The following is an 11,551-nucleotide window of genomic DNA, read 5'->3' as shown; positions in this document are numbered from 1 at the left end:
TTAATTAAGCGATAAAGGATCGCAGCGTGTCGTCGAATTCAACTTTGAACTGAGCATAGTTGAAATGTTCCGCAGGATAGCGCTGCGCATTTCGGCTCAAAGCCTGGTAGGTTTCTCGCTCCAGCAATTTCTCAACGGCATCCGCACAGTCGATATGCGACAGCAGCTTGGGCGCTACCAGGCTGTCGGTCTGCGGATCGTAGACCTCATGCGGGAAGTCGACCTCGATATCGGTGAGCTGCCGGTGTTGTTCGATGGTGACCGACGGCGTCAGGCCAAGGCCGCAGACGCCGTCCCTGACCGCTTCCGGCTGGCCGTCGACCTGCGGGAAGATGACCGGCACGCCGAAATAGAGCGATTCCATGCAGGACAAGCCGAACGGCTCGGTGATCGGCGTGCTCATGTAGATGTGCGTGCGATTGAAGAAACCGGCGACGTCATCCTGATAACCGCTGAAGGTGACGCGATCGCCGAGCTGCAGCCGTGCCGCCAGCGCTTCGAACGCCGCGCGATCCGGCCCTTTGCCGGCCACTTCCAGCGTGACGTCATGCCCGCGCCGCAGCAGTTCCTGCATCATCAATAATGAAACGCTGATGCCTTTCAGGCTGACCAGGCGTGAGGCAGTGCCGATCCTGACAGGCTGCGACAGCGTTTTCGGCGCAGCGTCGATCCCCGCCGGCGTCTTGATGCGGTTGATCACCACGTGATTTGGGCAAGGCAGATTAAAGCGCAGCTCCATCACCCGCTTCGACGCGTGTGAGGCGGAAATGACGCCGTCCAGCATGGCGAAGAAACGCAGCGTCTTTTTATTCTTGGGGTAACGCCAGGAGCAGCCGTGATCGTAGTAAACCAGCTTGCCGCGCTTGGGTTTGGCCGCCAGCCCCGGCACCAGGTCCCAGACGATCACCACGTCGGCGTCCGCCCGTTCAATTTTCCATTTCAGCAAAAATTTGCGCAGGAACTGCGGGCAACGCAACGGCAGCGCATTGATAAGGCGGTTGGCGAAGGTGACGGGCTGATGCGCAGGCAACTGGCGGCGGATCTCTTCGCCAATGTCGCCGCTGATGCACAGGACCTGGTTGCTGCCGTCGGTGGTATCGTTGATGTACTGCAGGAACAGGCGCTCGACGCCGCCCATTTTACCCAGGTTGATAATGTGCAGTTTTTTCATGCTATAACCTTTTGCAACGCCTGCCATGCCGTATCGGCGTCGATTGTCGCCATGCTTTTTTCCGGCGAAATCAGCGAGTGCTGATTTTGCCCGTAACCGCCGATCAGGCCGGGATCGGTCGGCCCGAACAGCGTGATGTTCGGTTTGTCGAGCGCGGCGGTCAAATGGCTGAGCCCGGTGTCGACCGAGACCACCCCCCTGGCGCCGGCCAGCACCTCGGCCACCTGCTGCAGGCTGAGTTTCGGCAGCACCTCGACATGTGGAAAACCTTCCGCCAAGCGCAGCGCGCGCTGATGTTCATGCTCTGCGCCCCACGGCAGTTTTATTTTCAGCCCGCTGTCCGCCGCCAGCGCGATCAGCTCACGCCAGTTTTGCTCCGGCCAATGCTTATCGTCACGGGTCGTCGCGTGCAGAAACACCAAATACTGCCCGGCATCGGCCGGCGGGCGGCTGAGAAAGCGTGCGGCGATGGCGTAATCGCCGTAGCTGCCCGGTTTATCGTAGCCGAGGCTTTTGGCGAACAGTTCGCGCGTGCGTTCCACCGCGTGCTGCTGTTTGTCTACCTCATGGCGCACGTTGTAGAACCAGCTGGCGAACGGCTCGCGCGCGCTCTTGCAGTCCGGGCCATGTTTGTTGCCTTTGGCGATGCGCGTGATCAGCGCGGCGCTTTTGATCAGGCCCTGCGCGTCGATCACCACGTCGTAACGGCGTTCTTGCAGCGCGCGCTTGAAGTCGCAGCGCTGTTGCCGAGTATCGTTGCCGAACCAGTTTTTTCGCCAGCGGCGAATGGCTACCGGGATCACGCGATCTACCGCCGGGTGCCAGGTGGGGATTTGGCTGAAGCCTTCTTCCACCACCCAGTCGAAGCGGATATCGGGAATGGCCTGCAGCGCGTCGGTCAGGGCGGGCAGCGTATGCAGCACGTCCCCCATCGAGGAGGTTTTTACAATTAACACCTGCATGACTATTCCTCGCTGGCGACAAGTAACGGCGTCAGCGCATCCAACACTTGCTGCGGCTGAATATCGATCAAACTTTGGTGGTATCCCTGCTCGGCATCGCCCTTACGCACCTTGTGGTAGCCGCTGATCAGGCGAATGACCCGCGCCTTGTCGGAAAGCGGCGGCGTGAAGTCGGGGCTGCTTGGGCCGTACAAGGCTATCAGCGGTTTGTTCAACGCTGCGGCAACGTGCATTAAACCGGAGTCGTTGCTGACCACCGCCCGGCAGGCTGCGATCAGGATAACTGCTTGCTCCAGCTGGGTTTTCCCGGCCAGATTAAGGCAGAAATCGCGCGCGTCTTCCTGCAATGCGGCGCGGATCTGTTCGCCGGCCTCATGGTCTTTTGCCGAACCGAACAGCGCGATTTGATAGCCGCTCTCGATCAGCCGCTGAGCCAGAGCTGCGTAGTGATAGTGCGGCCAGCGCTTGGCGGGGCCGAACTCCGCGCCTGGACAGAAGCCGACGATCGGGCGGCTGTCGGTCAGGTTAAAGGCCGCGGTGGTGTCGGCGATCTCTTCGTCGCTCACCTGCAGCCGCGGCCACAGCAGCGGCTGCGGCAGATCGTCGGCGCGCTGAACGCGGCCTTTGTCATAGGCCAGCGCCACATAGCGCTGTACCATCAGCGGGAAGGCGGTCTTGTCGAGCACGCGGACGTCGTTCAGCAGGCCGTAGCGCATTTCGCCCCGCCAGCCGGTGCGCTGCGGGATATCGGCGAAGAAGGGCACCAGCGCGGATTTGAACGAGTTGGGCAGAACGTAAGCGCGATCGTAACGGTTGGCGCGCAGAGCGTGCCCCAGGCGGCGGCGCTCGCCGAGCCCCAGCGCGCCGTGGCCCAGCGGCATCGCCAGCGCCTGATTGACTTCCGGCATGCGCGCCAGCAACGGGCGGCACCAGGCCGGCGCCATCACATCGATCTCCGCCGACGGGTATTCGGCCTTCAGGGTGCGATAGAGACTTTGCGACATCATCATGTCGCCAACCCAAGAAGGGCCGATAACCAGTATTTTCATACCCAGCGTTAATTCCTTCAGCTTATGCGGTGCGGTTCAACCAGGCCATGTACTCTTTCACGCCTTCGGCGACCGTTTTGAACGGTGCGTCGTAGCCGGCGGCGCGCAGCTTGGTCAGATCGGCCTGGGTGTACGCCTGATAGCGGCCTTTCAGCTTCTCCGGGAACTCGATGTATTCCACAGCGCCTTGCTGATGGAAGTCCACCACCGCGTCGGCTACCGCCTGGAAGGTTTCCGCTCGGCCGGTGCCGCAGTTGAAGATGCCGGATTTGCCGGTTTCCCAGAACCACAGGTTAACCGCCGCCACGTCGCCGACGTAGATGAAGTCACGCTTGAAGTTTTCGCTGCCGGCGAACAGTTTCGGGTTTTCGCCGCGGTTGATCTGGGTATTCAGGTGGAAGGCGACGCTGGCCATGCTGCCTTTGTGGCCTTCGCGCGGGCCATAAACGTTGAAGTAGCGGAAGCCGCAGATCTGCGAGTCCGCTTCCGGCAGGATCTCGCGCACGTACTGATCGAACAGGAATTTGGAGTAGCCGTACACGTTGAGCGGCGCTTCATACTGACGCTCTTCGATAAACTCTTCGCGGCCGCCGTAAGTGGCGGCGGAGGAGGCATACAAGAACGGGATTTCGCGATCCAGGCAGTAGTGCAGCAGGTCTTTGGAGTACTGATAGTTATTGTCCATCATGTACTTGCCGTCCCACTCGGTGGTCGCGGAGCAGGCGCCTTCGTGGAACACCGCTTCGATATCGCCCAGATCGTCGCCGGCCACGATGCTGGCGATAAAGTCTTCTTTATCGATATAGTCGGCGATATCCAGATCGACCAGGTTGACGAACTTGGTGCCGTCTTTCAGGTTATCCACCACCAGGATATCGCGATATCCCTTGTCGTTCAGTGCCTTAATGATGTTGCTGCCGATCATGCCGGCGCCGCCTGTGACGATAATCATTGGGTTACCCCTGCTAAGCTGCCTGGCGGGGCACAATGCCCCACGCTCAATGGCGGTTATAATAGCATTTCATGCCGCGGCAAACAGCGGAAGGGCTCCGAATATCCCGCATTGCCATTGAAGTCCGCCGTTTGCCGTGATATCTGCTGCAATTTTAATATTCTCTCCCGCGCATTCTCGTCAGTTTGGTTACAAATCAGTAAAATATGCCGCAAATAGCCCAATCCTGGAGATAACCGAATGTCAGCGTCTTTTTATCAGCAGTTGGAACAACAGCTTGCCGCCACGCGCAGTGAAGGGCTGTTCAAGGAAGAACGCATCATCACCTCCGCGCAACAGGCGGATATCGCCGTCGCCGACGGCAGCCATGTGATCAACTTCTGCGCCAATAACTACCTGGGCCTGGCCAACCACCCGGCGCTGATCGCCGCCGCCAAGTCGGGCATGGACAGCCACGGTTTCGGCATGGCGTCGGTGCGCTTCATCTGCGGCACCCAGGACAGCCACAAGCAGCTGGAACAGAAACTGGCGGCCTTTTTAGGCATGGAAGACGCGATCCTGTACTCCTCTTGCTTCGATGCCAACGGCGGGCTGTTCGAAACCCTGCTCGGCCCGGAAGACGCCATTATCTCCGATGCGCTGAACCACGCGTCGATCATCGACGGCGTGCGCCTGTGCAAGGCCAAGCGCTATCGCTATGCCAATAACGACATGACCGAGCTGGCCGCGCAGCTGAAGCAGGCCAAAGCCGACGGCGCGCGTCACATCCTGATCGCCACCGACGGCGTATTCTCTATGGACGGCGTGATCGCCAACCTGAAAGGGGTTTGCGATCTGGCGGACGAATACCAGGCGCTGGTGATGGTGGATGACTCTCACGCGGTGGGCTTTGTCGGCGCCAACGGGCGCGGCACCCATGAATACTGCGAAGTGATGGGCCGCGTCGATATCATCACCGGTACGTTAGGCAAAGCGCTGGGCGGCGCGTCCGGCGGCTACACCGCCGCCAAGAAAGAAGTGGTGGAGTGGCTGCGCCAGCGTTCGCGCCCGTACCTGTTCTCCAACTCGCTGGCGCCGGCGATCGTCGCCGCGTCGATCAAAGTGCTGGAACTGCTGGAAGAGGGCGATGCCCTGCGCGATCGCCTGTGGGCCAATGCGCGTCTGTTCCGCGAAAAAATGACCGCCGCCGGCTTTACGTTGGCCGGCGCCGATCACGCCATCATCCCGGTGATGCTGGGTGAGGCGAAGTTGGCGCAGGAATTCGCCAATGCGTTGCTCAAGGAAGGCATCTATGTGACCGGTTTCTTCTATCCGGTGGTGCCGAAAGGCCAGGCGCGCATCCGTACCCAGATGTCCGCCGACCACACTCCGGAGCAAATCGAACGCGCAGTGGCGGCGTTTACACGTATCGGTAAGGATCTTGGCGTTATTGCATAAGGTAAAACCATGAAAGCACTGTCAAAACTGAAAGCGGAAGAAGGGATTTGGATGACCGACGTGCCTCAGCCGGAGCTGGGCCACAACGACATCATGATCAAAATCCGCAAAACCGCGATCTGCGGCACCGATGTGCATATCTACAACTGGGACGAGTGGTCGCAAAAAACCATTCCGGTTCCGATGGTGGTCGGCCATGAATACGTGGGCGAAGTGGTGGCGATCGGTCAGGAAGTCAAAGGCTTCAACATCGGCGATCGCGTGTCCGGCGAAGGCCACATCACCTGCGGCCACTGCCGCAACTGCCGCGGCGGCCGCACGCACCTGTGCCGCAACACCGTCGGCGTGGGCGTGAACCGCCCGGGCAGCTTCGCGGAATACCTGGTGATCCCGGCGTTCAACGCCTTCAAGATCCCGGATAACATCTCCGATGAACTGGCTTCGATCTTTGATCCGTTCGGTAACGCGGTGCATACCGCGCTGTCATTCGATCTGGTTGGGGAAGACGTGCTGGTGTCCGGCGCCGGCCCGATCGGCATTATGGCGGCGGCGGTGTGCAAACACGTCGGCGCCCGCCATGTGGTGATCACCGACGTTAACGAATACCGCCTGGAACTGGCGCGCAAGATGGGTGTGACCCGTGCGGTGAACGTCAGCAAGGAAAACCTCAGCGACGTGATGGCCGAGCTGGGCATGACCGAAGGGTTCGACGTCGGTTTGGAAATGTCCGGCGCGCCGCCGGCGTTCCGCACGCTGCTTAATGCGATGAATCACGGCGGGCGTATCGCCATGCTGGGCATTCCGCCTTCGGATATGTCGATCGACTGGAATCAGGTCATCTTCAAGGGGCTGTTTATCAAAGGGATTTACGGCCGTGAAATGTTCGAAACCTGGTACAAGATGGCGGCGCTGATCCAGTCCGGTTTGGATTTGACCCCGATCATCACCCACCGTTTCTCGATCGACGAGTTCCAGCAGGGCTTTGACGCCATGCGCTCCGGCAAATCGGGCAAAGTGGTGCTGAGCTGGGATTGATCTCGGCAGGCGTGAAAAGGGCCGGAATTCCGGCCCTTTTTTATGCTTGCGGTTTGGTTTGCGTCCAGTGCTGCCAATGACGCTTGATGAAGGTCACCGGCGGCGAGGTGGCAATGCTGTCGGCGATAACGCCCAGCGCGGTGCCGGCGTTGGCTTTTTCCTTCGGCGGTTTGACCTTGCACTGCTTGATGCCGCCGCTGAACGGGTTCTTCGGCTGCGGTTTTTGCGGTTTGACCGGCGGCGGGACGTAGCTGCCACCGCCGTTGCCCTGCGGTTCGTTCAGCAGCGCGCTCGGTTTGACCAGCACGATATCGGCGGGCAGCGACGGCAGCATCTGCTGCAGCACTTTCACCGTCGCCGGGCGCGGGTGGCCGATGGCGATGGCGGAACCGTTGCGCCGCGCCAATTCAACCGCGCGGTTGAACTGGCGGCGGATGTCGGCTTCGTTCGCGGTATCGTCGAGGAACACCCTGCGTTTGATCACTTTCACGCCGGTGCCGGCCGCGGCGCGGGTCGCCTGGCTGCTGCCGATGGTCATGCTGTCGAGGAAGTACAGGCGGTAGCTTTCGAGCGCCTGCATCACTTTCTGCATGCCCGGCAGGCTGGAGGTCATGGCGCTGCCCATGTGGTTGTTCATGCCGACCGCGTAGGGCACGTTGTTCACCGCGTTGCGGATGATGCGCTGGATCTCGTCGCTGCTCATGGAAGGCTGCAGGGTATCGCGTTCCAGCGGCTGCTTGCTGAGCGGCGCCATCGGCATGTGGATCAAGACTTCGCGGCCCTGGCTGTGGGCGCGGGTGGCCATCAGGCGGGCATGCGGCGCGTTGGGCAAGACTGCGACCGAGATCGCCGTGGGCATTTGCAGCACCGCGTTTTCTTCGTGAGGGCGGTAGCCCACGTCATCGATGACGATGGAGAGTTTTCCTGCCTGCGCAGCGTAAACCTGCAGCAGACAGCCGATTAACAAAGCTGTACGGGTTTTGACATAACGCAAATCTATCTTCCCAACCACGGCAGTGGGTTAACCGCCTGTCCCTGACGACGGATTTCGAAATAGAGCGACGGCGTTCCCTGGCCGCCGCTGGTGCCGACCAGAGCGATCGGCTGGCCGGCGCGCACCTGCGCCCCGACGTTGACCAACGCGCTTTGGTTGTAGCCGTACACGCTCATGTCGCCTTTACCGTGTTCGACCACCACCATCAGGCCATAGCCTTGCAGCCAGTCGGCCAGCAGCACGCGGCCATCGGCGACGGCTTTCACTTCGCTGCCTTCGCGGGCTTCGATCACCATGCCTTTCCAGCGTAGCTCGCCCTGCTGCTGTTCGCCAAAGCCGTGCAGCGTGCGGCCGCGCACCGGCCACATCAGCTGGCCGGCCGGACGACCGAGGCCGCCGGTTCGCGCCATCAGCGAGCGATCGGCTTCGCTAGGTTTGTAGGTGGTGCCGGTTTTCTTCGCCTGCTGTTCCTTGATGCGCACCTGTTCGCGCACTTTGGCCGCTTCACGCGCTTCGCGTTCGGCGCGCGCACGGGCTTCGCGCTCCGCCCGAGCGATCTTGTCGCGCATGCGGGCTTCGTTCTGGCGCAGTTCCACCAGGCGTTGTTGGTCTTTTTCCAGCGAGGCTTCCAGCGCGGTCAGCGTTTTCTTGCGGGCGCCGCGCGCCTGCTCCAGCTTCTGCTGCTGCGTCTGTTGCTCGCTCAGTAAGGATTTTTGCTGGCCTTGTTTGGCCACCAGCGTGGTTTTTTGCTTCGCCAGCTCGGCGCGGGTCTGTTTCAGCTCTTCGATGGTTTTCTGGCGCGCGTCGTTCAGATAACCGAAATAGGCCAGAATACGTTCGCTGCGTTGGCTTTCTTCACCGCTGAGGATCAGCTGCACGGCGCTGTGCTGCCCTTGCCGGAAGGCGGCGTCGAGCTGTTTGGCGAGGAGATTTTGCTGGGTCGATTGCTGCTTTTGCAGTTTGGCGATCGAGGCGTTCAGGCCGGAAATGTCCTTGCCCAACTGGGTGAGCGTGCCCTGGGTGTCGCGCAACTGGCGGCTGGCCTGGGCGATGGTTTTTTCCTGCTGCCGCAGCTGATCCTGCAGCGAGCTGCGCTGCTGTTGCTGCTGCTTCACCGCTTTTTCTTTCTCGGCGATGCTCTGCTGGATGTCTTTCAGCTGGGATTTATTGTCTTCCGCCGCCTGGCCGGCGAGCGGCAACAGCAAGACGCCAGCGCAAAATACGCTGGCGCACATGGCGGTGAACGTCCTTGGCGCGGTGCGTTCAGGCAGCGGCCGGCTGCCTGCGTTTGCGCTTCGGGTTACCCTTGATAGTGCAAAAAACGCCTTCTCCCTCATGGAGAAGGATTATTCCACGATGAACAGCGGCTTACCAGTCATCTCTTGCGGGATTTCCATTCCCATCAGCGTTAACAGGGTTGGCGCGATGTCCGAAAGCTTGCCGCCTTCGACCGCGCGCGCCGGTTTGCCGACGTAAATCAGCGGCACCGGCAGGCTGGTGTGGGCGGTGTGCGCCTGGCCGGTGGCCGGATCGCGCATCTGCTCGGCGTTGCCGTGATCGGCGGTGATCAGCAGTTGGCCGTCGACGTCGCGCACCGCATCAACCACCTGGGCGATGCAGGCGTCCAGCGTTTCCACCGCTTTGACCGCCGCTTCATACACGCCAGTATGCCCCACCATGTCACCGTTCGGGTAGTTGCAGATGATGGCGTCGTATTTGCCGCTGCGGATGGCGCTCAGCAGCTTGTCGGTCAGTTCGGCGGCGCTCATCTCCGGCTGCAGATCATAGGTGGCGACCTGCGGCGAGTTGACCAGCACGCGGTCTTCGCCCTTGAACGGCGCTTCCACGCCGCCGTTATAGAAGAAGGTGACGTGGGCGTATTTTTCGGTTTCCGAGATGCGCAACTGGGTTTTGTCGTGCTTCATCAGCCATTCGCCGAAGGTGTTGGCCAGCGGCGCCGGCGGATAGGCGCAGGCGGTCGCGATGTCGGCGGCGTATTCGGTCAGCATCACGAAATCGCCGAACTGCACCTGCTTGGCGCGCGGGAAACCGTCGAAATCCGCGTTCACGAAAGCGCGGGTGATCTGGCGCGCGCGGTCGGCGCGGAAGTTCATGAAGATCAACGCGTCGCCGTCCTGCATTGCGGCATCGGCCTCACCGGCGGCGCGGATCACGGTCGGTCTGACGAACTCGTCGTTTTCACCGCGCTGATAAGCGGCCTGCAGGCCGGCGATCGCATCCTCGGCCACGGAATCGCCTTTGGCCGCGGTCAGCAGGTCATAGGCCAGCTGCACGCGATCCCAGCGGTTGTCGCGGTCCATCGCGTAGTAGCGGCCGATCAGCGAGGCGATGCGCCCGACGCCCAACGCGGCGAAGGCGTCGCGGCAGCGTTGCAGCGGGGCTTCGGCGCTGCGCGGCGGCGTGTCGCGCCCGTCGAGGAAGGCATGCAGATAAATGGCTTTGGCGCCGCGTTGAGCGGCCAGCTTGATCATGGCCAGGATGTGCTCGTCATGGCTGTGCACGCCGCCCGGCGACAGCAGGCCCATGATATGCACCGCCTTGCCGGCCGCTACGGCCTTATCGACGGCGGCGGCCAGCACCGGGTTGGTAAAGAAGTCGCCGTCGGCGATTGCTTTGTCCAGCCGGGTCAGATCCTGGTACACGATGCGCCCGGCGCCCAGATTGACATGGCCGACTTCGGAGTTGCCCATTTGCCCATCGGGCAGGCCGACATCCAGCCCGGAGGCGGCGATCAGCGTATGCGGCTGCTCCTGCCACAGACGATCCATCACCGGGGTGCCGGCGTTCAGGATCGCGTTGTCCTGCCGCTCTTCACGGTGGCCGTAACCGTCCAGGATCACCAGGACCATCGGTTTTTTGTTGTTCGACATTGCATTGACCTCTTATGAACTTTTTAAGCTGCGAATAGCCATGCGCCCGCCGCAAGCATGGCTATTCGCCCTCGAAAAACCGGCTGATTTTACACCGCCGCCGGCGATAAATAGCCCAAAGAGATCAAGGTTGCGGCGAATCGCGCGGGCTTTTATGCTCTGACCTCGGGAATTTCTCAGCGCAGCCCGCAGTTTCTACAATCGCGCTTGCTTATTGGCTGTATTTGCCGCACTCGGCAGGTATACTCTGGAACCTTGACTTATTTATCCCTTAACTGACGGGAGTTGTTACACCCCATGCTGCAAGAAATTATGCCATTCGTAAGCAGACACCCTATTCTGAGCCTGGCTTGGATCGCTCTGCTGGTCGCCGTGATCGTCATGACCTTCAAAAGCCGTTTCTCCAAGGTCAAAGAGATCGCCCGCGGTGAAGCTATTCGCCTGATCAACAAAGAAGAAGCCGTGGTGGTCGACACCCGCAGCCGCGACGATTTCCGCCGTGGTCACCTGGCCAACGCCATCAACCTGACCGCCAGCGAAATCAAAAGCGGTAGCCTGGGCGAGCTGGAAAAACACAAAGCGCAGCCGATCATCGTCGTATGCGCCAACGGCACCGCCTCCCGCGAGCCGGCGGAGAACCTGAGCAAGGCCGGTTTTGAAAAGGTGACGATGCTGAAAGACGGCATCGCCGGCTGGAGCGGAGAAAACCTGCCGCTGGTGCGCGGTAAGTAACCGTTTAACCTATTTGAGGTGGCAATCCATGGCTAACATTGATATCTACACCAAAGCGACCTGTCCGTTCTGCCATCGCGCCAAGGCGCTGTTGAACAGCAAGGGCGCGGCGTTTAACGAGATCGCCATCGACGGCGATAACGCCAAGCGCGAAGTGATGATCGAGCGCAGCGGGCGCACCACCGTGCCGCAGATTTTCATCGACGGCCGGCATATCGGCGGCTGCGATGATTTATATGAACTCGATGCTCGCGGCGGCCTGGATCCGCTGCTTTAAGCAGCTTGCCGGTTCACCGAGTGTCAATAAGGACGTTTAACCAAGGGTATT

Annotated in this window: 11 protein-coding genes; 4 read left to right on the top strand and 7 right to left on the bottom strand. The window is 60.8% G+C overall.

Annotated features, from left to right (window positions below):
• Positions 1–4: 4 nt before the first annotated feature.
• Genes ACJ8PN_RS23200 through rfaD form a run of 4 tightly spaced genes read right to left on the bottom strand, consistent with a single transcriptional unit; the run spans position 5 to position 4,134 of the window.
• Positions 5–1,171: a glycosyltransferase gene (locus ACJ8PN_RS23200; RefSeq protein ID WP_442535246.1), complete on the bottom strand. Its 1,167-nt coding sequence runs from the start codon at positions 1,169–1,171 to the stop codon at positions 5–7.
• Positions 1,168–2,133, bottom strand: a complete 966-nt coding sequence (gene rfaC, locus ACJ8PN_RS23195; RefSeq protein ID WP_033631342.1) for a lipopolysaccharide heptosyltransferase RfaC — start codon at positions 2,131–2,133, stop codon at positions 1,168–1,170. The genes ACJ8PN_RS23200 and rfaC overlap by 4 nt, the downstream gene beginning before the upstream one ends.
• A gap of 2 nt (positions 2,134–2,135) precedes the next feature.
• Positions 2,136–3,182 (bottom strand): ADP-heptose--LPS heptosyltransferase RfaF, encoded by a 1,047-nt coding sequence (gene rfaF / locus ACJ8PN_RS23190; protein WP_351109667.1) that lies wholly within the window; start codon positions 3,180–3,182, stop codon positions 2,136–2,138.
• Between the two features lie 22 nt (positions 3,183–3,204).
• Positions 3,205–4,134 carry an ADP-glyceromanno-heptose 6-epimerase gene (rfaD, locus tag ACJ8PN_RS23185; RefSeq protein WP_171454979.1) on the bottom strand — a complete coding sequence of 310 codons (930 nt, stop codon included), beginning with the start codon at positions 4,132–4,134 and terminating at the stop codon, positions 3,205–3,207.
• Between the two features lie 240 nt (positions 4,135–4,374).
• On the opposite strand from rfaD, the gene kbl reads away from it, so the two are divergent.
• Positions 4,375–5,571, top strand: coding sequence for a glycine C-acetyltransferase (kbl, locus tag ACJ8PN_RS23180; protein ID WP_004931154.1), 1,197 nt, complete (start codon positions 4,375–4,377; stop codon positions 5,569–5,571).
• Positions 5,572–5,580: 9 nt separating this feature from the next.
• Positions 5,581–6,606: an L-threonine 3-dehydrogenase gene (gene tdh, locus ACJ8PN_RS23175; protein ID WP_004931152.1), complete on the top strand. Its 1,026-nt coding sequence runs from the start codon at positions 5,581–5,583 to the stop codon at positions 6,604–6,606.
• A gap of 40 nt (positions 6,607–6,646) precedes the next feature.
• Here the strand turns inward: tdh and ACJ8PN_RS23170 are convergent, their stop codons facing one another.
• The 3 genes from ACJ8PN_RS23170 to gpmM are packed head-to-tail and all read right to left on the bottom strand — an operon-like array spanning position 6,647 to position 10,491.
• Positions 6,647–7,600 (bottom strand): divergent polysaccharide deacetylase family protein, encoded by a 954-nt coding sequence (locus ACJ8PN_RS23170; protein ID WP_015379426.1) that lies wholly within the window; start codon positions 7,598–7,600, stop codon positions 6,647–6,649.
• A gap of 2 nt (positions 7,601–7,602) precedes the next feature.
• Positions 7,603–8,937 (bottom strand): murein hydrolase activator EnvC, encoded by a 1,335-nt coding sequence (gene envC / locus ACJ8PN_RS23165; RefSeq protein ID WP_171454977.1) that lies wholly within the window; start codon positions 8,935–8,937, stop codon positions 7,603–7,605.
• Positions 8,938–8,946: 9 nt separating this feature from the next.
• Entirely contained in the window at positions 8,947–10,491 is a 1,545-nt protein-coding gene (gpmM, locus tag ACJ8PN_RS23160; RefSeq protein ID WP_171454976.1) for a 2,3-bisphosphoglycerate-independent phosphoglycerate mutase, read from the bottom strand.
• Positions 10,492–10,788: 297 nt separating this feature from the next.
• On the opposite strand from gpmM, the gene ACJ8PN_RS23155 reads away from it, so the two are divergent.
• Both ACJ8PN_RS23155 and grxC read left to right on the top strand, forming a co-directional pair.
• On the top strand, positions 10,789–11,223 hold the full coding sequence (locus tag ACJ8PN_RS23155; RefSeq protein WP_004931146.1) for a rhodanese-like domain-containing protein: 435 nt from the start codon (positions 10,789–10,791) through the stop codon (positions 11,221–11,223).
• Positions 11,224–11,251: 28 nt separating this feature from the next.
• Positions 11,252–11,500 carry a glutaredoxin 3 gene (gene grxC, locus ACJ8PN_RS23150; protein WP_004931142.1) on the top strand — a complete coding sequence of 83 codons (249 nt, stop codon included), beginning with the start codon at positions 11,252–11,254 and terminating at the stop codon, positions 11,498–11,500.
• The last annotated feature ends 51 nt before the right edge of the window (positions 11,501–11,551 follow it).

Origin of the sequence: Serratia sp. CY76391, assembly GCF_052166695.1 — a bacterium.
Lineage (GTDB): Bacteria > Pseudomonadota > Gammaproteobacteria > Enterobacterales > Enterobacteriaceae > Serratia > Serratia nematodiphila.
Note: the sequence above shows the minus strand (reverse complement) of the source record. Positions and strands in the feature narration are given on the sequence as shown.